This window comes from Paenibacillus sp. EB106-05-06-XG162 (assembly GCF_058791655.1).
In genome coordinates, this window is record NZ_JBYTDT010000002.1 from 322,256 (window position 1) to 346,251 (window position 23,996).

Sequence of the window (23,996 nt, forward strand, 5' to 3'; positions counted from 1 at the left end):
ACTGAGCGCACATGCAAGCAAATGAAATGATACGCAACACAACATATTGGGAAGTTCGAGATCTTGAGGCCTCAACCGAGGCACTGGAAGAAGCGGCGCAGATTCTCGCATCGGGCGGGACGGTCGCTTTTCCGACGGAGACGGTATATGGGCTTGGTGCAGATGCGCGAAGTACAAGTGCGGTCGAACAGATTTTTGCCGCCAAAGGAAGACCATCGGACAATCCGCTCATTGTACACATCGCAGATATTGCTGATCTAGACACGCTCGTCTTGCCATACAATGCGACGGCACGTCTATTGATGGACCGTTTCTGGCCCGGACCCCTCACGATCGTATTGCCTGTACGTCCAGGCATCATCTCCCCCCGCGTAACTGCGGGGTTATCGACGGTTGGCGTGCGCATGCCGGCGCATGATGTCGCTCTCGCGTTGATCGCGCGTGCAGGCTGCCCCGTCGCGGCGCCAAGCGCGAATCGCTCGGGGCGCCCAAGCCCGACGCTCGCCGCGCACGTGCGCGAAGACCTCGCGGGCCGCATCGACGGCATCGTCGATGGCGGGCCGACAGGCGTCGGCGTCGAGTCGACGGTCGTCGAGCTCGTCGGCGACCGGGTCAACGTGCTGCGCCCGGGCGGCATCACGGTCGAGGCGCTGCGCGAGGTCGCGGCCGAGGTCACGATCGACCCGGCGCTCACGCGTACGTCCGACATCGCGCCAAGCGATGCCATCGCGGCATCGACGGAGCAGATTACGGGCGCGAGTCGCCATGCTGGCGACAGCGCCTTAGCGCAAGGCACAGCGGAGCAGGCCGCTCCTGCGGACGACGACGCAAGCCATACCCCACGTTCGCCGGGGATGAAATACGCGCACTATGCGCCGCGCGGGACCATGCGCATCGTCAAGGGCGAAGCGCCAGGACAAGTCTCGGCTTGGATTCAAGCCGAGCTCGATGCTGCATCGCAGCGCGGGGAACGCAGCGGGGTACTTGCCTTCGACGAGCATATCGCCGCGTATCGCGCGGATGTCGTCGTCTCCTGTGGCAGCTTGCATGCGTTGGAGCATGCCGCGCAGCGACTCTATGCCGCGCTGCGTGAATTCGACGAGCAGGGCGTCACGTTCATTCTCGCCGAAGCTTGTCCTGAAGACGGGATTGGCCTTGCGGTCATGAACCGGCTCGTGAAGGCTGCAGGTCACCGAATCATCCAGCTCTAAATTTCGGTTACTCATCCCCTGTTCTACTGCGTTGTTTCTCCCTTGTCCCACAATTTCAATGTATCTTTCCGGCCCTGTCCGCATATGGTTGTACAAGATCATATGGACAATGGAGGAACGTAGATGGAAACGGGCATAGCAATTTGGGGCGAGCTAATCACCATACTGGTCATGGCCGTTGCGTTAGGGTTTGATGCCTTCTCGCTCGGACTGGGTATCGGTATGAAAGGGATTCGCGTGCGAGAGATTATTAAGATCGGGGCTGTTGTTGCGATCTTTCATATCTTGATGCCGCTAGCTGGGTTGTACATGGGGCGGTATTTGGGGGCGCTGCTCGGTAATGTTGCGACGCTCGCTGCAGGCGGGCTGCTGCTATTGCTCGGTGGACATATGATATATAGCTCCCTGCGGGGAGATGCCGTTCAATCCATTAATTATCGCAGCAGTTGGGCGATTGTTTTATTTTCCCTCTCCGTGAGTATCGATTCCTTCTCCGTAGGTGTATCCTTAGGCATGTTCCCTATTAACTTATGGCTGACGATTTTATCCTTTGGACTGTGCGGCGGGATTATGTCGATCCTGGGGCTTATGCTTGGCAGCCAAGTTAGTCATCGTCTAAGCGAATATGGCGAGGCGTTTGGCGGTGTTATTTTATTTACATTTGGCGTATTATTTATTTTATAATTTGAATTCGATGAGACGAATTTAATCTAGCAAGCAAAAAGGAGATGAGCGTGTGATGAACATCTTATTCGTGTGCACCGGGAACACATGCCGGAGTCCGATGGCAGAAGCGCTGCTGCGCAAGCTTGCGAAGGATGCAAATCTGGATATCGAAGTTCGTTCGGCGGGTGTTGCAGCGTCGCAGGGCGCGTCCATCTCGAGAAATGCGGTTACGGCGCTGCAAGACCATCAGATTGATGCTGCGGGTTCCTCATCTACGCCACTCACCGGTTGGGAAGTCGAATGGGCAGATCTGATTCTGACGATGACGAGCGGACATAAGCAGCACGTTGTTCAACAGTTCCCTGGCTCGATTGAGCATACTTATACGCTCAAGGAATATGTGGAAATGGACGAGCAAGTCATTGCAGATTTGATTACGCTTGAAGAGCGCATTGCTGACTGGCAGATGAAGCATGCCTTAGGTGAGCCGATTCCGGATTCGGACCGAGCAGCCATCATTGCGCTGCAACAGCGCATTCCCAGCTTTGATATAAGTGATCCGTATGGCGGTTCTCTGGGAGAATATCGTCATTGCTTGGCCGAAATTCATAGCGCATTATTGAAGCTGCTGAAGCGTGCACAAGGCTGAAAATGCCCCATTGATTTTCATGATCGTTTGAGATATGATGATCCTATCGAGACAGATCCGATGTAACTGGCGACGAAGTGGATATTACCACGGTGGAGCATCGGAACATACGGCCGGTCGCCTGGGCAAAAGAGCAAAGACGTGGATGCGACGCGTCATGCTCTTTTTTTCGTTTTTTCCCCAAAAATTAGGTATACTATAAGAGGTTGTTCAAAAAGTCATCCGGTTTTTTGAACACATATTGTTATGGAATACGATTACGATGGGGTAGCAGGAGGAACGACTATGAAAATCGCTATTGGCGCAGACCACGCAGGAACGCTTCTCAAAGACGGGCTAATTCAAGTTATACGTTCATTAGGACATGATGTGGAAGATCTCGGTTGCAATTGTACGGATTCAGTTGATTATCCGGATTATGCGATTGCTGTATGTGAGCAAGTAGTGAAGGGGCAAGCTGATCGTGGAATTCTTGTCTGTGGGACAGGAATTGGCATGAGCATCGCAGCGAATAAAGTTCCAGGTATCCGTTGTGCATTGGTGCATGATCTTTTCTCCGCAAAAGCAACGCGTGAACATAACAATACGAATGTACTGGCAATGGGTGAACGCGTGATTGGTCCAGGCATTGCAGAGGAAATCGTGAAAGTATGGCTGGATACACCGTTTAGCGAAGGGCCGCGTCACGTGAACCGTGTGAACAAAGTGAATCAAATCGAGCAGCAATATCGCTCCTAGAAGACTCTTTTTCAGTGGAAGAAGTGAAAGGAGACGGTTACGATGAATCAACAAGAACAAGAATCTATTCAGCAGCAAGTCGAGCAGATCCTACGTGAGCTTGTCGAGGCGGCATCGATTCGAGCAGGTCAGATCGTCGTGATCGGCACGAGCACCAGCGAAGTCGTAGGTCAGCGTATCGGGACCAGCGGTGCCGAGGCGATAGCGGCCGAATTGTATGCGGGTCTTGAGAAAGTTCGCAGTGAAATCGGCTTCTATCTCGCCTTTCAATGCTGTGAGCATTTGAATCGAGCGCTTGTCGTCGAACGCGCAGCGGCAGAATACTATCGACTCGATGAGGTGTCTGCAGTACCAATTGCGAAAGCCGGCGGATCGATGGCGTCATATGCGTATCGTCATCTTACGGAGCCATGTCTCGTGGAGACCATCGAAGCGCATGCGGGGATAGACATTGGGGAGACGCTCATTGGTATGCATTTACGCCACGTTGCTGTTCCTGTACGTCCATCGATTAAGCAGGTGGGGCAGGCACGCGTGACGATGGCTAGAACGAGGCCGAAGCTAATCGGTGGCGAACGAGCAGTTTATACGTGCAATTAGCACTCAATATATTGGAGCCTTGCTCCGCTAATCATGAGGAGGAATTGGAAATGGTAGATCATTTGAGACAGGCAGATCCTGAAGTATTGAAAGCAATGGACTTGGAGCTTCAACGCCAGCGCAACAACATTGAGTTGATCGCATCAGAGAACATCGTGAGCGAAGCGGTTATGGAAGCGATGGGAACCGTTCTTACGAATAAATATGCAGAAGGCTACCCAGGCAAACGTTATTATGGCGGTTGTGAACATGTCGACATCGTGGAAGATATCGCTAGAGACCGTGCCAAAGAATTGTTCGGTGCTGAACATGCCAACGTGCAGCCTCACTCCGGTGCACAAGCGAACATGGCAGTTTACCTAGCGGCATTGAAACCTGGTGACACGGTTCTCGGTATGAACCTTGCCCATGGCGGTCACTTAACGCATGGTAGTCCGGTCAATGCATCCGGAATACTCTATAACTTCGTTGCTTATGGCGTATCCGAAGAAGATTTCCGCATCGATTATGATGATCTGCGCAAAGCAGCATTCAAACACAAGCCTCGCATGATCGTAGCAGGTGCAAGTGCATACCCACGCATTATTGATTTTGAGAAAATCGCAGCGATTGCGAATGATGTAGGCGCATTGTTCTTCGTCGATATGGCGCATATTGCAGGTCTAGTGGCTGCAGGATTGCATCCTAGCCCAGTGCCTCATGCACATTTCGTAACAACAACGACGCACAAAACATTGCGCGGACCTCGCGGTGGTATGATTCTTTGCCGCAAATCATGGGCACAAGCGATTGATAAAGCGGTATTCCCAGGTTCGCAAGGCGGACCACTTATGCACGTGATTGCTTCGAAAGCTGTTGCGCTTGGTGAAGCATTGCAGCCATCCTTCAAGACTTACGCACAGAACGTGGTTAACAACGCACAAGCGCTAGCTGCCGGATTGGTAGAAGAAGGCTTGAACTTGGTATCCGGCGGAACGGATAACCACTTGATGCTGATTGATACACGCAACTTGAACATCACAGGTAAAGATGCAGAGCATGTGCTAGACTCCGTGAACATTACTGTGAACAAAAATGCGATTCCATTTGATCCAACGAGCCCATTCGTAACAAGTGGTATTCGTATCGGTACACCAGCGGCCACTTCCCGTGGTATGGATCAAGCAGCGATGAAGACCATTGCGAAAGTCATTGCGATGACGCTTAAGAACCCGAAAGACGAAGCGGTTCTCGAGAAAGCACGCGGTATGGTACGTGATTTGACAGCACAATATCCGCTCTACCCGAACCTGAAATACTAATCTTAAAAAGTAGATTGAAGACCGACTCCTCACTGATAGGGGTCGGTTTTTTGATTTATTAACATGATAGCACTTAAGATACGGGGTCCCGCAAAGTACCTGAATAAGCATCGAAGCAGTGGCCCCACTTTGTGGGGGATTTTTGTGGGGATGAAATTTATTGACACGTCACAACCCTTTCGCTATGCTGTCAAAAACAGGAAGACGGGTGAAGCGGTTGGAGAACCAACGAAGAATACAAGCGCTTGCATGGATTACTGCGATTTGCTTATTAGGGGATTCGATGCTCTACGTTGTGCTCCCCATCCATTGGAAGGAAATCGGCTTGTCCTCGTTATGGGAGGTCGGTATTCTACTCTCTGCGAATCGATTGATTCGGCTGCCGCTTAATCCGTTGATTGGCTGGTTGTACCGTTCCATCTCTACTCGTACGGGGGTATTGCTTGCCGTTAGTCTCGCCGCGATTACGACAGCCTCTTATGGCATAGTCGGAAGCTTCTGGGTGCTTCTCTTGATGCGGATATTATGGGGCATTGCTTGGAGCTTCTTGCGTCTCGGAGGATACCTGACGGTGATGCAGCTCTCCGATTCTGGGAATCGGGGGCAATATATTGGTACATATAATGGAATTTCGGGTATTGGCGGTCTTGTCGGCATGTTGGTGGGTTCCTTTGCAGTCGATCTATTCGGTATGCGAGCTGTATCGCTCATTTTTGGCGCGATTGCCCTGCTGAGTATTCCTTATGTCATTCGTCATATCTCAGACTCACGAATTGAGATCCACACGGATCTATCGAAGGGTGCGTCGAGAATGAGCCCATGGAGAGTACCAACCGTGTTATGGATGCTCGTCACGGGTCTAGCGACAGCGCTTGTCTTCCAAGGAATGTTCAATGCCACGTTAAGTCGACTCATTCAAGTGCATGAATCCACGTTCGTGACGATTGGAATCTTTACGATTGGAGCAGCTTCGCTTACAGGTATCTTGCAAGCCATTCGTTCGAGCTGGCAGCCGTGGCTGGCGCCCCTGATTGGCAGAGGCTTTGACCGCGCATCACGTCCGCATCGCGTCGTTGCTGCTGTACTGCTCGCGTCGGCGTGTCTGCTTGCCATGATTCCGTTGCCAATGCCGTTTGGCCTCTGGATCGTCTTGCTGCTCGGCCTGCAGCTGGTCATTAGTGCCGTCACCACCGTCGTAGATTCGTTTGCGACCGAGGTCTCAGCCTCGCAACCGTCGAAAGTGGCCATCATGACAGCCTATACCGTAACGACGGATCTAGGAGCCTCGATTGGGCCAACGCTTGCCTACACCTTGGATGCAGCCACGGGGACGGCTTCGATCTACTGGTGCGCTGCTGTCATTGTCTTAGCGATCAGTCTTCGATGGCTGATTCCTATTCCCACATCGTCGAATCGCAATCAACACAACAAGGGCTCTGAATCCTTCGCGGATTAAGAGCCCTTCGCTTCGTGCATATCGTATTAGTCAAATCTACGTTTCTGGTAGATGATCAGGCAGGCTGGGATCGATAGGGCGGTCCAGATCAAGATGTTCAGGAAGTCGCCTTGAATAGCGCTGAATCCATTTCCCTTCGTGATTTCCGTTAAGGCGTGGATCAGATGATCTGTTGGTAAGTAAGATACGATGGTTTCCAAGAACTCATTTTTTAACATGGGTGCGAACATCGGTCCGACCATGAAGATCAATAGGACCGGTAAGCCAGAGATTGACGTCTCTTGTACCGTACGTGAAATGAGACCGATAATGGTACCAATCGCGATGAACATGATAAGGGCTAAGAGGAACATAAGAACTAACCAGAGATAGTCCATCGTTAACGTAGGGCCTACGACGACCACGCTAATGGCAACGACCACGATCGAGATGAGCATTGTGATGAAGCTTTTGCCGAATAAGATTTCAATGGCAGACGCTGGGGACAGCATCAGGACGCGAAGCGTATGTTTCTCTTTTTCCTCGGACACCATGCTGGCTTGGACGAAGGCTGCCGTCATCGACAGGACGAATAGAATCGGCATGCTTAATAGAATACCGGCTTCCATCCCCATTCTCTGGAACATGAAAGTGAACATGATTGGCATCGCAGCCATTAATAAGACTTGCGGATTTTTAATCGCATCTTTCCATTCTTTTTGAACAATCGCTTGAAATCTTCTCATTGAAAATGTCATTGTAAGTTCCCTCCCGTAAGTTTAACGAATATATCTCCTAATGTTGGTTCGTTCGAATGAATGGATTGTAATTGGCTATTCATCATGTATTCATTAATTTTCGCGATGCCTGCTGCATCTTGAATGATAATTTCTTTTCCGTTGTGTTCTGTGACGACGGTAATGCTGTGATCGCTGTACATCAGACGTAAGTTCTGCGGCGTATCGAGTGCCGAAATTTCACCTTCGTGGATAAAGGCAATGCGGTCGCAGAGCTGCTCGGCTTCCGACATATCATGTGTCGTTAAGAAAATTGTCGTACCTGCTTCGTTCAACTTGCGCAAGCTCTCATGGATATGCATCGTATTTTTGGGGTCCAGCGCAGATGTCGGTTCATCCAAAAATAATAGATCCGGCTTGTGGAGCAGTGCTCTAGCGAGCGTGACCCGCTGACGCATCCCTTTCGAGAGTTGCTTCACGAGGGCTTTCTTATCTTGAAGCAGGTTTACCTCGCCCAAGACTTCATCAATGCGCTTCAGGGGCACATCATATAGTTTGCAGAACAGCTCGAGGTTGTCGTACACGCTGAGTCGTTCGTATAATCCGCTATTATCGGTTAAGATGCCGATTCGATTTAAATGAGAGAAATCTTTGGTTCGAGTGACGTCTTTCCCGAATACATGAACCTCGCCAGCCGAGAGTGTGAGTTGCGAAGTAAGTATTTTAATGGTAGTTGTTTTACCCGATCCGCTTGGACCGAGGAACCCGAAAATTTCACCCTTGCGTACGTTAAATTCAATATGTTTGAGTGCTGTTTTGCTGCCGAATGATTTCATTAATTGTTTGACTTCAATGATATTCTCCATCGCTTAATTCCTCTTTTCGCTTAGGTCTCTTGCTTACATCCCCAATAGTAGAGAAAAACCCGAGAACCCGCATTATATATGGGGTGAAAAGAGTATACGAGGGGTTGAAACCTGCAATTTGGGACCTGAATGAATCACATTTAAATGCCAATTAGCACACGTAATTCATCGAATTTCCCCTTCGATAACGGAATGGAAGACTTCGATTTATCATCCAAAATAAGACTGTAGCTGTTCCGCGTCCACGTGATCACTTCACGCACATGTTGGAGGTTCACAATGTAGGAACGGTGACAGCGGAAGAAGCCGAATAGCTTCAGTTTCTCCTCCAAATCGCCAAGTTTAATGGTACAGGCAAATACGCCTTCATTCACATGGAGCTGAGAGACTCCCTCATTGCTCTCGATGAACAGAATTTCCGTCGGATCGAATAAGATGATCTTGTCATTCACCTTGGCAGGAATTTTCTCGATTCGCATCGGGTAGTTCTGCACAGGTGATTCGCTAGGAGCTGCCCGGACTTCACCGTGCTCTTCATCGGGCTCTCCAGCAGGTGCAGACGATTCTTCTGCGATCGGTATGTTGGAAGCTATATTCGCTTGTTTAATGATTGCTGTCTGTTCTAATGGCGTCTCCTCCGTCACGGCCGCAACGGATTGGCTTGATGGCTCGGGTTCATTAGCGCCCTCAAGCTCGATTTTCTTGAATTGCTGGCCTTTCAGGGAATAGACCTCGCTCGTGATCGAAAGGGCATCTTCCATTGATGAAGTTGTCATGAAGATCGCCGTGCCCTGTTCTTGAAGATGTGCGATCACCTGACGGACGATAATACAGCTCTCGAGGTCAATGTTCTGCTCTAATTCTTCTAGAATAAGCAGTTCAGGGCGATGAATGATGCTGCGGCCGAGATGAAGGCGTCGTTGCTCAGAGAACGTCAGCTTGCCGCAAGGCAGCTCCTTCTTGTCCCATAAGCCGATTCGGCGGATGATATCATCGATGGAGCTCGCATCTACACCGTACAATTGGCAGAAGAAATGCAAATATTGATGCACTTTCAGTCGTTCGTAGACACCATCATGACGCAAGCACACGCCAATCTGCTCCGGTGTCTTCCGATGGACAAGATGGAGTTCGACGCCATTCCATCGCGCGCTTCCGTTGGAAACGGGTGTTAGGCCAAGTAATAACTCGATGAGTTGAAATCCAATATCGGGATTGCATTGTATCGCAGCACATTGCCCGACTTCCAAGACCAAGTCCATAGTAGGGATAATGGTGTTGTTGCCTGACATTTTGCTTAATTGTTGGATATGAAAAGATTTGATTGTCATGCTGAGGACCTCTCTATCTCATTCGAAATAAGTGCAATCTAATGATAGCGGAAGAATAGAGGAACGAAAAGGAAAAGGATGTAAATCATTCATTTCTTAGGAAACTCAAAAAGGACAGGCGCATTAGTCGGCCTATCCTTTTCAATCCTATATTCGGTTATGCTCTGTTTATCCGATCTGCAGCGTTAATGTACCGTCCTTATAGTTCCATTGGAAGGCAGGGAATTTCGACTGGATGGCACCGAGTTCCAGGTAGGTCTCATTTTTCTCGCTCCACACCGATTGGGAAGCTGCGGTAAACGTCAATTTGGAATCAGATTTTTGAAGCGTGAGTGTCTGATTGGCTTTATCCCACTTTGGCTCTGCATTCATGAGCGCCGCGACAATGCGTGATGGGAGGTAGACCTTGTTTCCTTTTTGAATAACAGGAATCGGTTCAAGTGTGAGATCCTCGAACGCCACAAGTTGATTATTCTTGATCGTAACGGTGAGTTTGCCGTTATTGACGACCTTCATCGCTGTTAATAACTGTGCGTTGTCACCCGTTCGCATGATATCTGGCTTGAGTCCTTTTCCATTGAAGTCCGTCATGTTCGGAGTTACATACTGCTGGGTTGTCAGCTTGAGCAGCCCCCCATCGGACAATGGGATGACGGACTGGATCCGCCCCTTACCAAAGGTGGTTGTGCCGACTAAGGTTGCAATGCCATGGTCATGCAAAGCGCCGGATAGAATTTCAGATGCGCTGGCAGAATTTTTGTTCACGAGAATTGCGACAGGCATAGGAAGACTTGAGCCGTTCTGAATTTCTGTAGGCTGCAGCTTGCCAGTGTTATCTTTCGTATACATCAAGATGCCTTTCTCGATGAAATGTTCTGCAATATGCTGGGCAGACTCGACATACCCGCCTGGATTGTTGCGTAAGTCGACAATAAGGGACTTCATGCCGCGCTGCTGCAGCTTGGAGAGGTGTTCGGCGAACTCTTCGTCGGCCTCGCTTGTGAAGCTCGAAATCTGAATATAACCGATGTGACCCGGCAGCAGAGCGCTTGCAACCGCAGGTATATGGATTGCCTCACGCTTGATATTGAAATCCATCAGCTTACCGCTGCGTTTGATCGTAACGGTTACCGAAGTACCGGCTTTGCCAAGGATGTATTTTTGCACAAGGGAGCTGTCAGTAATCGCCTTGCCATCTACTTGGGTTAGGATATCGCCTTTCTGAATGCCTGCTTTCTCGGCAGGAGATCCCTTGAATACACGCATAATGGCGGCTTTTCCATCTTCAAAGCGCGTCTCGATGCCGATTCCTTCATATTGAAGGTTGAGTTGATTCTGGAACGCCTTACTCTCTTCAGGGGTAAAGTATTGCGAGTAGGGATCGTTCAGCCCAGAGACCATGCCTTTTAACGCTTTTTGGACAAGTTCTTCCTTTTGTGCATCGGTAATATTGTAAGCGTCGATATATTGCAAGACTTCATTCAGGATCGCCGTTGAATTCGAAGTAGATTCGGCATAAGTGCGTTCAGGAAGGATTGTTGCTGCCGTGAGTAGGGATAGAGATAATGCCATCGTTATAAAAATACGGTTGATTCGGGACATTGCGCAGTTCAATCCTTTCTTCAATTCTTTGAATGAAAATAGCTATGCTTTCACTTATATCACCAACGGAGAAGGGGTGTCAATTTAGAAAAAGATGCGGGGAAGGTTGGCAATATGATGAATAAGGTTTCCTTGCAATGCGAACAAATAGTATTATGCTTATTGGGAAGTTGTCAAAATTTCTCTTAAAAAATACATAACATGACAAAGATCAGCAGGTATTGCGTGCAGTGTAAAGCCTAGAATGGTATAATATCGAAGGTTATGTTGCTGCAATCATCGAAGAATCTGCAGACGAGAGCAATTGACAATCAGGAGGAAGAAAAATGGCTAAATTAGTAATTTGCGATCACCCTTTAATTCAACACAAACTGACTTTTATTCGAGATGTAAAAACAACGACAAAGGACTTCCGTGAGCTAGTCGACGAAGTTGCGATGTTAATGGCGTACGAGATTACACGCGACCTTCCGCTCGAGACGATTACGGTAGAGACACCTGTGACATCGACGGAGACCAAAGTCATCGCTGGACGTCCGCTTGGACTCATTCCGATTCTGCGTGCAGGCCTTGGGATGGTAGACGGCGTATTGAAGCTCGTACCGAAAGCAAAGGTAGGGCATGTCGGCTTATTCCGCGATCCAGAGACATTAATGCCTGTCGAGTATTATGTGAAACTGCCAACGGATGCAGAAGAGCGTGAGTTGATCGTCATTGATCCGATGCTCGCAACAGGCGGGTCCGCGATTGCAGCGATTGATGTATTGAAGAAACGTAACTGTACACAAATCAAATTGATGTGTCTGATTGCAGCGCCAGAAGGTGTAAAAGCTGTTCAAGATGCGCATCCGGACGTGGATATCTATCTTGCGGCACTCGATGATCATTTGAATGATCATGGTTATATCGTGCCTGGTCTTGGGGATGCAGGAGACCGCTTGTTCGGAACGAAGTAGAGTTAGAGCTTGTTCAAAAAGTCATCTTTTGATGTGATGAAAAGCCGACTTTTTGAACACGTATTATAAGGTAAGACTATGAGGCGAGGTGTAACACATGGAGAAAATTAAAGTCATGACGGTGTTTGGCGTACGGCCAGAAGCGATCAAAATGGCTCCGCTCATTCTTGAGCTGGAGAAACATCCGGACCAAATCGAATCGATCGTCTGCGTGACGGCACAGCATCGTCAGATGCTTGACCAAGTATTGGAAGTGTTCAATATCCATCCAAATTTTGACTTGGATGTGATGAAGGATCGCCAGACGCTTAACGAGATTACGATTCGTGTCTTGCAAGGACTGGAGCCTGTGCTTCAAGAAGCCAAACCGGACATTATTCTTGTTCACGGCGATACGCTAACGACGTTTCTGGCAAGCTATGCGGCATTCATGCAGCAGATTAAAGTTGGACATGTGGAAGCAGGGCTTCGCACGTGGAATAAGATGTCGCCATATCCGGAAGAGATGAATCGCCAGTTAACGGGTGTAATTGCTGATTTACATTTTTCTCCAACAAAGATCTCTGCTAATAACTTGTATAATGAAAATAAATCAGAGTCCATGGTATTTGTCACAGGCAATACGGTAACAGACGTGTTTCAATATACTGTACAGCAAGATTACACCCATCCCGTACTCGAGTGGGCGAAGGGGAAAAGATTGATTTTGATGACGGCACACCGCCGCGAGTCGCAAGGCGAGCCGCATCGGAATATTTTCCGCGCTGTCAAACGCATCGCTGATGAGTTCGAAGATGTGGCGATCGTCTATCCTGTGCATCTAAGTCCAGCGGTAAAAGAGCCGGCTTATGAAATCTTGGGCAATCATCCGCGCATTCAATTAATTGAGCCGCTTGATGTCGTAGATTTACATAACTTTTATCCACATACGCACTTGATTCTGACCGATTCGGGAGGCTTGCAGGAAGAAGCACCGTCCTTTGGAGTTCCGGTACTAGTTCTGCGAGACACAACGGAGCGCCCGGAAGGGATTGAGGCAGGGACATTAGAGCTTGTAGGCACAGATGAAGAGCATGTCTATCAACGTACACGTACGTTGCTGACGGACACGGCTACGTATGACCGAATGAGCGGAGCGGTCAATCCGTACGGCGATGGAAAAGCCTCAGAACGCATTGTTCAGGCGATTTTGTATCATTTTGGCAGAACAACGGAGCGCCCTGAGCAGTTCCAATAAAAGTTCATAAAGTTGTAATATTTGCGAACAAATCGCGCGCGAATACAGCATACAGTGATACTGTACGGTTTTGGTGAATCAAAAACCCTATAATATCAACGTTTCTAGGGCTTCGTTCAAACACTTTTAACATATAAATGAATTGACAATTCCCATTTTTTTTAAGTAAAATAAACTGGGATTCTAAGGATTGATTGGTAGATGACAACGTCGAAAAATGGCGGAACACCGTGGCGAGCAATGGGGCTTGTAACCTTGCTAGGACTAGATCTCGCCGTATGTACACTAGCGGGATATTTCGCTGGAAAATGGCTTGGAGAAAGACTTGGAAGCGTTCCATTATGTACGGCAGCAGGGGTTTTGGTTGGTGTTCTGATCGGTGTGACCAATGTCATTGTCCTGATCAAAAAGGTGTTGGAGGATACAAATGGATGACTTGTCGATCCACCTTAAGGCGCTCCAACGAGTGACTTTCATTTTTTTAGCAATTTGTCTGATGGGCTGGGCTTTAATTCCATCTGTGCGTAGTATTGCAGCTGGGCTTGCGCTTGGCGGAGTTGTTAGCTTGGTGAACTCCTATTTTCTAGCTTATAAAATTAGAAACGTAACCAAGAAGGTACTCGAAGAGGGACAGAAACGCGTGAATCTCGGTCTCCTGACTCGGGTGGCGATGGCCATATTGGCTGTGATGGTTGCTGTAAAGTCTGACAGCGTTAATGTTTATGCAACAGTAGCAGGTCTGCTATTCGCGCAATTCATTATATTGTTCATTGGGTTTACGCAAACGCGCAAAAACAAGTAGACGTTCTGGCTGAGAAAGGGGTGAGAAACATGCATGAAGCACCAATAATTAATGTTGGCGGTTTTAACATCGATATTTCGATCGTTACCATGTTAATTGTTACTTGTGTGGTTGTATTTATTCTAGCGCGACTAGCGGTACGTAATTTATCGGTTGAGAATCCTGGGAAGCTTCAGAATTTTATGGAGTGGGCAGTTGAGTTCGTTCAAGGAATGATCTCGAGCACAATGGATTTCAAAAAGGGTAAAGTGTTCGTATCATTAGGTATGACGCTAATGATGTTTATTCTCGTAGGGAACTTGTTAGGCTTGCCTTTCGGGATTGTGACGGAATATTCTGAACCGGGGCATAAAATCTTCGGCCAAGAGATTACGACGGTGAACGCAGCAGCGTTCGAGGCCATTCACGAGAAGAAGCCGGATGTAGAGCATCCTCATATCGGAGTCGCTTGGTGGAAATCCCCGACGGCGGATGTGAACGTCACAATGGGCTTGGCGTTTTTGATTTTCTGTATCGTCCATTTCTTAGGGATGACGAGAAATACGAAAGCCTACTTTAAGAGTTATATCGAGCCTTTCCCAGTGTTCTTCCCCATTAAGTTCATTGAGGTCTTCTCGAACTTATTGACGCATGGTATGCGTCTATACGGGAACATTTTCGCAGGTGAGGTACTCATCTCCGTATTGCTCGGAGCTGGCGTATTCGGGATTCCAGGATTGATCATTTGGCAAGGCTTTAGTATCTTCGTCGGATGTATCCAGGCATTCGTATTTACGATGTTGACCATGGTTTACATTTCACACGCAGTTGAAGATCATAGTGCAGAGCATTAGGACTCCATTCAAGCTAATTTATAGCTTGGTTGTAGATACAAAACAAAAAACATTTTTCTGAGGAGGAAATATTAGTATGGGAGCATTAGCATATATCGCAGCAGCAGTTGCAATCGGTTTGGCAGCACTTGGAGCAGGTATTGGTAACGGTTTGATCGTAAGTAAAACAGTTGAAGGTATTGCGCGTCAACCAGAATCGGCTAGCAAATTGCAAACAACAATGTTTATCGGGGTAGGTTTGGTTGAGGCGATGCCGATCATCGCAGTTGTACTTGCATTCTTGTTCTTCGCAGGAGCTTAATAAAACAAGATATAAGGTTTGGCGGGGAGGCTTAGGCTATCCGCGCCTTCCTTTTGGTTGATTAACCGCTTCAGAAAGGAGTGACTAGGTTTGAAAATTGAATGGACATCGACAGTGTTTACGTTAGTCGCGTTTATTATTTTGTATGTTCTGTTGAACAAATACGCGTTCAAACCGTTATTCAGCATCATGGAGAAACGTAAAGAACTCGTACTCGGACAAATGCAGGACGCCGAGGAAAACCGCAAACAAGCGTCGCAATTGCTTGAAGATCAGAAAGCTGCGCTTCAAGCTGCGCGTAAAGACGCTTACGATATTATTGAGCAAGCCAAAACAACTGGATCGAAGCAAGCGGATGAGCTTATCGCTACAGCGAAATCGGAATCGAACCGTCTGAAAGAAGAGGCTGTTCGCGATATCGAGAGCGAGAAGAACAAAGCCGTTGCTGCGCTTCGCAGCCAAGTTAGCGGCATGTCCGTCATGATCGCATCCAAAATCATCGAGAAGCAAATCGATGAGAAATCGCAAGAGCAATTGGTTGCAGAGTACCTTAAAGAGGTAGGGGACAAAGCATGAGCCAAGACCTTGTTGTAGCGAAAAGATATGCCAAAGCATTATTCGAAGTTGCACAGCAGAGCAACAACGTTGCTCAAGTCGAAGAAGACTTGAAAGCTGTTGTAGCAGCGATTGATGGTAATGTGGATATTACTCGTTTTTTGAATGCTCCGAACATTGATCTTTCGGTCAAAGTAGACGTTATTCATAAAGCGGTAGATGGCAAGCTGGCTGAAGCAGTCATTAGTCTTATTTCCGTTCTAATTAAGAATAGCAGACAAGATACCCTCGGCGCAGTGTTACAAGCTTATATCAAAGTTGCGGGTGAAGCGTTAGGTCAAGAGGACGCGGTTGTCGTGTCCGCCTATGCTTTGAGCACACCGGAAATAGAGTTAGTAGCCGACCATTTCGGTAAAATCGTGAATAAAAAGATTCGCGTTCAAAACGTAGTCGACAAGAGCATCATCGGCGGGATCCAAGTTCGTATCGGTGATCGTCTGTACGACGGCAGCTTGTCCGGCAAATTGGCGCGTTTGGAAAAATCGTTAAAGTAATCTCAAGCACTGTAGATAGGGGTGAAGCGAATTGAGTATCAGACCTGAAGAAATCAGCACGCTGATTAAAAATCAAATTGATCAATATAAATCCGAGATTCAAGTTGTCGATGTAGGTACGGTCATCCAAGTTGGTGACGGAATCGCTCGCGTCCACGGGCTTGAGAATGCGATGTCCGGTGAGCTTCTTGAGTTCTCAAACGGCGTTGTAGGTATGGCATTGAACCTTGAAGAGAACAACGTTGGGGTCGTTATTCTTGGACCTTATACGGACATTCGCGAAGGAGATCAGGTTAAACGTACAGGCCGCATCATGGAAGTTCCAGTCGGCGAAGCATTGCTTGGTCGCGTCGTGAACTCACTCGGATTGCCTGTAGACGGCAATGGTCCGATCGCGACGACAGAATTCCGTCCGGTTGAGAACAATGCACCAGGCGTAATCGACCGTAAATCGGTTCATGAGCCAATGCAGACAGGGATTAAAGCGATTGACTCGATGGTACCAATCGGCCGCGGACAACGTGAGCTCATTATCGGTGACCGTCAGACGGGTAAAACAGCGATTGCTATCGATACGATCATTAACCAAAAAGGTAATGGCGTAAAATGTATTTATGTTGCAATCGGTCAGAAGCAATCTACGGTTGCTAACGTAGTAGAAACCCTTCGTCGTAATGGCGCAATGGATTATACGATCGTGGTAACAGCATCGGCATCCGAGCCTTCACCACTCTTGTTCTTGGCTCCGTATGCAGGTGTTGCAATGGCTGAGTACTTCATGTACAAAGGCGAGCATGTCCTTATTATCTATGATGACTTGTCCAAACAAGCAGCAGCATATCGTGAGCTTTCCTTGCTACTCAAACGCCCTCCAGGTCGTGAAGCGTATCCAGGGGACGTATTCTACTTGCACTCCCGTCTACTCGAGCGTGCAGCGAAATTGAGTGACGAGCTCGGCGGCGGTTCGATTACGGCATTGCCATTCATCGAGACGCAAGCTTCCGACGTATCGGCGTACATTCCGACGAACGTTATCTCGATCACAGACGGTCAGATCTTCCTAGAGTCCGACCTTTTCTATTCGGGTCAACGTCCAGCGGTTAACGTTGGTATCTCCGTATCCCGTGTAGGGGGTTCCGCACAGATTAAAGCGATGAAGAAGGTAGCCGGTACACTACGTCTAGACCTTGCTGCTTATCGCGAATTGCAAGCATTTGCTCAGTTCGGTTCCGATCTGGATAAATCAACGCTTGCTCGTCTAAACCGCGGTGCCCGCATGATGGAAATTCTTAAACAAGGTGTTAACCAACCGATGCCGGTTCAGAAACAAGTTGTAAGCTTGTTCACGGCAACGAAAGGTCACTTGGATGATATCCCAGTTAACGATGTTCTTCGTTTCGAGAAAGAATTCTTATTCTACTTGGAGTCGAATGAGCCGGCAATTCTTCAATCTATTGTCGATACCAAAGACATTACAGCGGATAATGAGAAGGCATTGATCGATGCGATCAATAAGTTCAAAAAAGGCTTTAACGTCTCGGCGTAACGAGAGTCATATAACCGAGCCTGCTCGGATCGGTATCCTGTATTAACTTGGCTTAGGACAAGGTCGCTCGCTGATTAGCACTAGACCTTGTCTGCTAAGTTTGAAAGAGGTGAAATCATGGCAAAAGGAATGCGCGATATAAAACGCCAGATTAAAAGCGTTCAGAATACAAAGCAAATTACGAAAGCAATGGAAATGGTCGCAGCTGCAAAGCTAAGAAAAGCGCAGGAGAAGGCAGAAGCCTCACGCCCATACGCTGAGAAGCTTAAAGAAGTGGTCGGCAGTATTGCAGCAGGAACGAAAGGGATTAAACATCCAATGCTGCAAAGCCGCGATGTGAAAAAGACGGGTTATCTCGTCATCACATCGGACCGCGGATTATGTGGTGGCTCCAATACCAACGTTATTCGTACTGTAATGAATACGATTCGTGAAAATCATAAATCGCATGATGAATACTCGTTGTTCGTCATCGGGCGTAAAGGACGCGACTATTTCCGTCGCAGAGAACTTCCGATTGTGCAAGAAGTGACGGAGTTGTCCGATTCCCCGACTTTTTCGGATGTCAAATCGGTCGCTTCCAAGGCGGTACAATTTTTCGAAGAGGAACAATATGATGTGCTCTACATTTTCTATAATGAATTTGTGAATGCATTGACTCAAGTTCCTGTGAAAAAGAAGTTGCTCCCGCTTGACGAAGTGAAGGTTGAAGGAAGCGTATCTAGCTATGAATATGAACCTTCTGCGGAAGAAGTGCTTGATGTACTGCTTCCTAAATATGCAGAGACTTTAATCTATAGTGCGGTACTCGATGCAAAAGCAAGTGAGCTGGGCGCGAAAATGACAGCAATGGGTAGCGCAACGAAAAATGCTACGAAGATGATCAGTGAATTGACATTGACGTATAACCGTGCGCGTCAGGCTGCGATTACGCAAGAAATTTCCGAGATTGTGGCTGGAGCGAACGCTCAGTCTTAATAGATGGGTTTAGGAGGGTAAAGCATGAAAAAAGGACGCGTTATATCCGTTACGGGTCCGGTTGTTGACATTGAATTCGAACGTGGTCAATTGCCGGAAATTCTGAACGCGATCAAAATTGAACAACCAGCGAAATCCGAGAAAGAAGTTTCTATTAACTTAATCGTAGAAGCTGCGACTCACTTAGGTGATAACATGGTTCGCTGTATCGCGATGTCCACAACGGATGGTCTTGTTCGCGGTACAGAAGCTGTAGACTTAGGTGCTCCAATTTCTGTTCCTGTAGGTGAAGCAACACTAGGCCGCGTATTTAACGTACTTGGTCATGCGATTGATAACGCTGGTGATGTGAGTGCGGAAGTGAAGAATCCAATCCATCGTCAAGCTCCGTCATTCGATGAGCTTTCTGTACAAGCGGAAATTCTTGAGACAGGTATCAAAGTTATCGACTTGCTTGCTCCATATGCAAAAGGTGGTAAAATCGGTCTCTTTGGTGGTGCGGGTGTAGGTAAAACCGTTACGATTCAAGAGTTGATCAACAACATTGCACAAGAGCACGGTGGTATCTCCGTATTCGCAGGTGTTGGTGAGCGTACACGTGAAGGTAATGACTTGTACCACGAGATGAAAGATTCCGGCGTTATCAATAAAACAGCGATGGTATTCGGTCAAATGAATGAACCTCCTGGTGCGCGTCTTCGCGTAGCTTTGACGGGTCTGACAATGGCAGAATACTTCCGTGATCAAGAAGGCAAAGACGTTCTCTTGTTCATCGATAACATCTTCCGCTTTACACAAGCAGGTTCTGAGGTATCGGCACTACTCGGACGTATGCCGTCCGCGGTAGGTTACCAGCCGACACTTGCTACGGAAATGGGTCAATTGCAAGAGCGTATTACATCGACGAAGAAAGGTTCTGTAACATCGATTCAAGCGATTTACGTACCTGCCGATGACTATACGGATCCAGCTCCAGCTACAACGTTTGCTCACTTGGATGCAACGACGAACTTGGAGCGTAAAATCTCCGAGATGGGTATCTTCCCAGCGGTAGATCCGCTCGCTTCCAGCTCCCGTATCTTGGCGCCGGATATTGTAGGGGAAGAGCACTATAACGTAGCACAAGGCGTTAAACGTATTCTTCAACGTTATAAAGAATTGCAAGATATTATCGCGATCCTCGGTATGGATGAGCTTAGCGAAGATGATAAATTGACAGTTTCACGCGCACGTAAAATCCAACGTTTCTTGTCTCAGCCGTTCCACGTGGCAGAACAATTTACTTCGATCAAGGGTAAATATGTTCCAGTTAAAGAAACAGTGCGCAGCTTCAAAGAAATTCTTGATGGTAAACACGATGATCTTCCGGAAGCGGCATTCATGTATGTCGGTACAATCGAAGAAGCCGTGGAAAAGGCTAAAACGCTGTAAGTATGTAAGTTTTAGGAGGGTTCCATGTGAGTACCTTTTTATTGGAAGTTGTAACTCCCGAGCGTAAAGTGTACGCGAAGGAAGTCAATATGGTTATTGTGAAAGGGATGGAAGGTGAGCTTGGTATTCAAGCGAACCACGTCCCGCTCGTAACACCTTTGAAGGTTGCTCCAGTGGTCATCAAAACGAACGGCAAAGTGGAAGAAATTGCAGTTCATGGTGGATTTGTTCAAATTGGTAAAGAAAAAGTGGTCATTCTTGCTGAAACGGCTGAACTTCCAGGGGATATTGATTATAACCGGGCGAAGGCAGCAAGAGAACGGGCAGAACGCCGACTTGCCAATAAGAAAGACCATATTGATCATCGCCGTGCAGAGCTTGCTCTCCAAAGAGCGCTTGCTCGTATCGAAGTGAGTGAACACAAAATCTAGCTATCTAGCTTCCCCCTAAATCCCCCTTCACCATTGAAGGGGGACCCCAGGGCGCTGACGCCCCTGGACCCCGTAAACTGGGCGATATGAGCTGCGGTTGCGCGGGTTTAGGTGCGGATGGTGGGTGGAGCGCTACTAAAAAGCCTGATTTGTATTGCCTTATGGCAATATAAATCAGGTTTTTTTCGCTTTCAGTTGGCGGTGTTTAGTTCCTTCAAAGCGGATTGGTGGATAGAGCTGCGATTGGCGGGATGTGCGGTACAGTGTGCAAGGAGCGCTCACTGTGCGACTGATGCTGCCTGCGGCATCCCCAGCGCACCCGCTTGACCTCAAGATTTGGATGTTGATGCTACGAAGAGATGTGGCGATAGTGGAAAAAGTGGCGTGTGGCGGGATGAGAGGTACAGTGTACAAGAAGCGTTCCGGTACGACCGTCTTGGCCTTTGGCCAATCCAGCGTCCCTACTTCATTTCAGGATTTGCGAGCTTTCCTTCGGAGGCGGTATTTCTTGTAAGCAGAGTAAAAGGCGAGAATGACACGCACGGCTGCATGAATGCAATATTGAGCCGGACGCACTTTTTCTCGCCTTTTATCTTTTTTTCAAATACTATCTTTGAGAAGTACTCATCATATGATGATAATGATAATGATGGTGATGATGGACGAAGTGATGAGCTTGTGGATGACTTTGGGTATGAAATTGGGGATGATGCATCATGTGTTCATGACCTTGATGTAAATGGGATTGTGGATCGGGATCCCTTTGTTGAGATCCTTGAACACTAAGCTTTTCTTGATTCATTGACTTTCTCCTTTCACCTTTGAATAATTCATATTATGTCTGCACAGGATTAGTGACACTTGACCTAAATGAATTGGGCTACTTATAGTCGCCTTTAAGGGGATTTACTGACGAAGCACCCTCTAACGGACCCATGAGCACTTATTAGTAAAAGTTCGAGGTTCACAACGTTGGCACAAAGGACGAGCCAATGATTGAGTAAGTGTTAACCGAGGAAGTGCATGAATTCCAGTTTTCATGGGACAGGCATGCTGCATTCTGAAGGGAGCCCCATTTAGGCCTATGGCTTAATGGGGCTCTTCCTGCCCTCCCCTCCAAGTAAAGAGGGGAGGGTTTGTGATGGAGATGAAAATGCACAGGAAAAGCGGGTGTAGTGACTGGAAGAGCGATAGCGATCGCCTTTGAAATCAGGAATAAACCTCTAACGAGTCCAATCCTATATTCCTGATTTCAACAGCGACGGAAGGCACTACACCTGTGTTCCCCACTACATTTTCATCTCCATCATGCTCCATCATGCTTCACCCTGCCCTGCCCACTCCCCAACAGTCACAAACTCTTCACGAATTTGCATTCTCTCCCCCGCATATATAGCAAGTACAAGGGTTGTTAGACACATTAAAAAATACGCAGAAAACTACAAATGAAAACCCAGGTTTTGGATAGACGATATTGGTAGGTTTTGTTATAATTGTTACGGGTTTATTACAGTTTTTTTCGTTTTGTATAATAAAATTATATAGTTGTGAACGGAGGCGAGAGAGGACATGGAATACTCGAATAACTATGTCATTGTAGCGATCTTCATTGCGCTGGGGATTTTGCTACCAGTGGTAGCGCTTACAGTGGGAAGATTTCTAAGACCTAGCAAACCTACCGAAATCAAGCAATCGACCTATGAAAGTGGGAACGAGCCGGTAGGGGTAGGGCAGGTACGATTTAATATCCGCTATTATCTATTCGCACTGATGTTTGTTATTTTCGATGTGGAGACCGTGTTTCTTTACCCGTGGGCCGTGGCGTATCAGCAGCTTGGACTCTTCGTACTTGTTGAGATGTTGATATTTGTCGCATTGTTGCTTGTGGGGCTTATATACGCTTGGAAGAAGAAGGTGCTCAAATGGAACTCAATTTAGAATCGATCAGTCCTGAGGAACGTCAGGAGCTAGAAAGAAATGTATTCATGGGAACACTTGAACAATTGAAGGCGTGGGCGCGAAGCAACTCGCTCTGGCCGCTTACGTTCGGGCTTGCATGTTGTGCGATTGAAATGATGGGAACGGGAGCATCCCACTATGATTTGGACCGATTTGGCGTTATATTCCGCACATCGCCTCGTCAATCTGACGTGATGATCGTAGCAGGGACGGTAACGAAGAAAATGGGTCCTTTATTGCGTCGTTTGTACGACCAAATGCCAGAGCCGAAATGGGTTATCGCAATGGGATCATGTGCAACGGCTGGCGGTCCTTATGTGAAATCGTATGCCGTGATGAAAGGCGTGGATCAAATTGTACCGGTCGATGTTTACATCCCGGGCTGCCCGCCGAACCCGGCTGCTTTGATCTATGGCATTAATAAATTGCAAGAGAAGATTCGTTATGAAGCGAAGACCGGGAAGCAGGTGACGAACCAATGAGTGATGAGCAAGAGGTAAAACCTGACAAACCGGAACGCAAGATCATGACACCGGAAGAACGCGAAGCGAAGGTCAAGGCGGCTGCCGAAGCACGAGCAGCACGCGAACGTGCGAAGGCTGAAGCTGGAGGCGGCGACGTACCGGCACCAGAAGCGGCGGCAGATGGAGCTGCTGGAGCCACACCAGAGCGCAAAGTGCTAACGGATGAAGAGAAAGAAGCGAAGGTCAAAGCTGCAGCTGAAGCGAGAGCAGCCAGAGCCAAGGCCAAGGAAGAAGCCGAGGCAGCTGCAGCAGAGGCTGCGCCGAAGGAGCCTTCCCATAACCAGCCTCGTTTAGATCGTGCCATTGTGATCCTGAAAGAAAAAATAGCCGAAGATGTAGTGGAAGAGTCCTCGATTAACGAGAATAACAACCACTTGCCGACGCTTACGATTAAGAACGAACATTGGTATACATGTGCGGAACTTCTCAAGCATGATCCGGAGTTTCAATGCGACTATCTTCGGAATGTGTCGGGCGCGGATCATGAGACGCATATGGAAGTGGTCTATCATATGGTATCCATCACGACGCAGCACGAATATTGCATTCGTGTAAAGACGGATCGTGATCAGCCGTCCGTCGATTCGGTGACGCCGATTTGGCAAACGGCCAATTGGAATGAACGTGAAATCTATGACTTACTCGGTATCGCATTTCCGGGTCATCCCGATTTGCGCCGAATTATGATGTCCGATGATTGGGTAGGGCATCCACTGCGCAAAGACTATGTACCGCTAGATTCGGAGGTGTAAT

General features: G+C 47.9%; 26 protein-coding genes, 3 pseudogenes and 1 riboswitch. Of the genes and pseudogenes, 23 read left to right on the forward strand and 6 right to left on the reverse strand.

Annotated elements, in window-relative coordinates; translation table 11 throughout:
• The first annotated feature begins 11 nt into the window (after positions 1–11).
• From AC3WU2_RS07285 to AC3WU2_RS07315, 7 genes are all read left to right on the forward strand, one after another.
• Positions 12–1,211 carry an L-threonylcarbamoyladenylate synthase gene (locus AC3WU2_RS07285; RefSeq protein ID WP_492452748.1) on the forward strand — a complete coding sequence of 400 codons (1,200 nt, stop codon included), beginning with the start codon at positions 12–14 and terminating at the stop codon, positions 1,209–1,211.
• Positions 1,212–1,334: 123 nt separating this feature from the next.
• A complete protein-coding gene (locus AC3WU2_RS07290) occupies positions 1,335–1,895 on the forward strand; it encodes a manganese efflux pump MntP (RefSeq protein ID WP_018754681.1) in 561 nt (186 codons plus the stop codon).
• A 55-nt stretch (positions 1,896–1,950) separates the two neighbouring features.
• Complete coding sequence (locus AC3WU2_RS07295; protein ID WP_492453197.1) at positions 1,951–2,526, forward strand: low molecular weight protein arginine phosphatase; 576 nt, start codon at positions 1,951–1,953, stop codon at positions 2,524–2,526.
• A 52-nt stretch (positions 2,527–2,578) separates the two neighbouring features.
• Positions 2,579–2,660, forward strand: a riboswitch (ZMP/ZTP riboswitch).
• Between the two features lie 151 nt (positions 2,661–2,811).
• Positions 2,812–3,264 (forward strand): ribose 5-phosphate isomerase B, encoded by a 453-nt coding sequence (gene rpiB / locus AC3WU2_RS07300; protein WP_018754683.1) that lies wholly within the window; start codon positions 2,812–2,814, stop codon positions 3,262–3,264.
• Positions 3,265–3,306: 42 nt separating this feature from the next.
• The gene (locus AC3WU2_RS07305; RefSeq protein WP_492452751.1) at positions 3,307–3,864 is read left to right on the forward strand and encodes a TIGR01440 family protein; all 558 of its coding nucleotides are present in this window, start codon (positions 3,307–3,309) and stop codon (positions 3,862–3,864) included.
• Between the two features lie 50 nt (positions 3,865–3,914).
• Complete coding sequence (gene glyA, locus AC3WU2_RS07310) at positions 3,915–5,165, forward strand: serine hydroxymethyltransferase (RefSeq protein WP_492452753.1); 1,251 nt, start codon at positions 3,915–3,917, stop codon at positions 5,163–5,165.
• A gap of 160 nt (positions 5,166–5,325) precedes the next feature.
• Entirely contained in the window at positions 5,326–6,621 is a 1,296-nt protein-coding gene (locus tag AC3WU2_RS07315) for an MFS transporter (RefSeq protein WP_492452755.1), read from the forward strand.
• Positions 6,622–6,647: 26 nt separating this feature from the next.
• On the opposite strand, the gene AC3WU2_RS07320 is transcribed toward AC3WU2_RS07315, so the two are convergent.
• The 6 genes and pseudogenes from AC3WU2_RS07320 to AC3WU2_RS07345 all read right to left on the reverse strand — a co-directional run.
• Entirely contained in the window at positions 6,648–7,358 is a 711-nt protein-coding gene (locus AC3WU2_RS07320) for an ABC transporter permease (protein WP_492452757.1), read from the reverse strand.
• Positions 7,355–8,203, reverse strand: coding sequence for an ABC transporter ATP-binding protein (locus tag AC3WU2_RS07325; RefSeq protein ID WP_492452759.1), 849 nt, complete (start codon positions 8,201–8,203; stop codon positions 7,355–7,357). The genes AC3WU2_RS07320 and AC3WU2_RS07325 overlap by 4 nt, the downstream gene beginning before the upstream one ends.
• A 140-nt stretch (positions 8,204–8,343) precedes the next feature.
• Positions 8,344–8,736 (reverse strand): annotated as a pseudogene (locus AC3WU2_RS07330) (LytTR family DNA-binding domain-containing protein); the annotation flags it as partial.
• Between the two features lie 339 nt (positions 8,737–9,075).
• Positions 9,076–9,534: pseudogene (locus AC3WU2_RS07335) on the reverse strand (ATP-binding cassette domain-containing protein); the annotation flags it as partial.
• 168 nt (positions 9,535–9,702) lie between these two features.
• On the reverse strand, positions 9,703–10,050 hold the full coding sequence (locus AC3WU2_RS07340) for a stalk domain-containing protein (RefSeq protein ID WP_492453199.1): 348 nt from the start codon (positions 10,048–10,050) through the stop codon (positions 9,703–9,705).
• A gap of 36 nt (positions 10,051–10,086) precedes the next feature.
• Positions 10,087–11,136 (reverse strand): annotated as a pseudogene (locus tag AC3WU2_RS07345) (S41 family peptidase); the annotation flags it as partial.
• A gap of 326 nt (positions 11,137–11,462) precedes the next feature.
• Here AC3WU2_RS07345 and upp point away from each other — a divergent pair.
• The 16 genes from upp (at position 11,463) to AC3WU2_RS07425 (ending at position 23,995) form a co-directional block, all read left to right on the forward strand.
• Positions 11,463–12,092 (forward strand): uracil phosphoribosyltransferase, encoded by a 630-nt coding sequence (gene upp / locus AC3WU2_RS07350; protein WP_018754691.1) that lies wholly within the window; start codon positions 11,463–11,465, stop codon positions 12,090–12,092.
• A 97-nt stretch (positions 12,093–12,189) separates the two neighbouring features.
• The gene (wecB, locus tag AC3WU2_RS07355) at positions 12,190–13,329 is read left to right on the forward strand and encodes a non-hydrolyzing UDP-N-acetylglucosamine 2-epimerase (RefSeq protein ID WP_492452762.1); all 1,140 of its coding nucleotides are present in this window, start codon (positions 12,190–12,192) and stop codon (positions 13,327–13,329) included.
• Between the two features lie 201 nt (positions 13,330–13,530).
• Positions 13,531–13,764, forward strand: a complete 234-nt coding sequence (locus AC3WU2_RS07360; RefSeq protein WP_379344470.1) for an AtpZ/AtpI family protein — start codon at positions 13,531–13,533, stop codon at positions 13,762–13,764.
• Complete coding sequence (locus AC3WU2_RS07365; RefSeq protein ID WP_492452765.1) at positions 13,757–14,131, forward strand: ATP synthase subunit I; 375 nt, start codon at positions 13,757–13,759, stop codon at positions 14,129–14,131. Before AC3WU2_RS07360 ends, AC3WU2_RS07365 begins: the two co-directional genes overlap by 8 nt.
• A 29-nt stretch (positions 14,132–14,160) precedes the next feature.
• Positions 14,161–14,964 carry a F0F1 ATP synthase subunit A gene (gene atpB / locus AC3WU2_RS07370; RefSeq protein WP_492452767.1) on the forward strand — a complete coding sequence of 268 codons (804 nt, stop codon included), beginning with the start codon at positions 14,161–14,163 and terminating at the stop codon, positions 14,962–14,964.
• Between the two features lie 76 nt (positions 14,965–15,040).
• Positions 15,041–15,265, forward strand: a complete 225-nt coding sequence (gene atpE, locus AC3WU2_RS07375; RefSeq protein ID WP_492452768.1) for a F0F1 ATP synthase subunit C — start codon at positions 15,041–15,043, stop codon at positions 15,263–15,265.
• Between the two features lie 90 nt (positions 15,266–15,355).
• A complete protein-coding gene (gene atpF, locus AC3WU2_RS07380) occupies positions 15,356–15,841 on the forward strand; it encodes a F0F1 ATP synthase subunit B (protein ID WP_018754697.1) in 486 nt (161 codons plus the stop codon).
• Positions 15,838–16,374, forward strand: a complete 537-nt coding sequence (locus AC3WU2_RS07385; RefSeq protein WP_492452770.1) for a F0F1 ATP synthase subunit delta — start codon at positions 15,838–15,840, stop codon at positions 16,372–16,374. The genes atpF and AC3WU2_RS07385 overlap by 4 nt, the downstream gene beginning before the upstream one ends.
• A 31-nt stretch (positions 16,375–16,405) precedes the next feature.
• Entirely contained in the window at positions 16,406–17,920 is a 1,515-nt protein-coding gene (gene atpA, locus AC3WU2_RS07390) for a F0F1 ATP synthase subunit alpha (RefSeq protein ID WP_379344480.1), read from the forward strand.
• A 117-nt stretch (positions 17,921–18,037) separates the two neighbouring features.
• Positions 18,038–18,898, forward strand: a complete 861-nt coding sequence (gene atpG, locus AC3WU2_RS07395; RefSeq protein ID WP_492452773.1) for an ATP synthase F1 subunit gamma — start codon at positions 18,038–18,040, stop codon at positions 18,896–18,898.
• Between the two features lie 24 nt (positions 18,899–18,922).
• Positions 18,923–20,329 carry a F0F1 ATP synthase subunit beta gene (gene atpD, locus AC3WU2_RS07400; RefSeq protein WP_379344484.1) on the forward strand — a complete coding sequence of 469 codons (1,407 nt, stop codon included), beginning with the start codon at positions 18,923–18,925 and terminating at the stop codon, positions 20,327–20,329.
• A 26-nt stretch (positions 20,330–20,355) separates the two neighbouring features.
• A complete protein-coding gene (locus AC3WU2_RS07405) occupies positions 20,356–20,760 on the forward strand; it encodes a F0F1 ATP synthase subunit epsilon (protein ID WP_379344486.1) in 405 nt (134 codons plus the stop codon).
• Positions 20,761–21,043: 283 nt separating this feature from the next.
• On the forward strand, positions 21,044–21,274 hold the full coding sequence (locus AC3WU2_RS07410; protein ID WP_492452776.1) for a hypothetical protein: 231 nt from the start codon (positions 21,044–21,046) through the stop codon (positions 21,272–21,274).
• A 1,055-nt stretch (positions 21,275–22,329) separates the two neighbouring features.
• A complete protein-coding gene (locus AC3WU2_RS07415; protein WP_018754704.1) occupies positions 22,330–22,698 on the forward strand; it encodes an NADH-quinone oxidoreductase subunit A in 369 nt (122 codons plus the stop codon).
• Positions 22,683–23,201: a NuoB/complex I 20 kDa subunit family protein gene (locus tag AC3WU2_RS07420; protein WP_018754705.1), complete on the forward strand. Its 519-nt coding sequence runs from the start codon at positions 22,683–22,685 to the stop codon at positions 23,199–23,201. The genes AC3WU2_RS07415 and AC3WU2_RS07420 overlap by 16 nt, the downstream gene beginning before the upstream one ends.
• Positions 23,198–23,995, forward strand: coding sequence for an NADH-quinone oxidoreductase subunit C (locus AC3WU2_RS07425; RefSeq protein WP_492452778.1), 798 nt, complete (start codon positions 23,198–23,200; stop codon positions 23,993–23,995). Before AC3WU2_RS07420 ends, AC3WU2_RS07425 begins: the two co-directional genes overlap by 4 nt.
• Position 23,996: the final 1 nt, after the last annotated feature.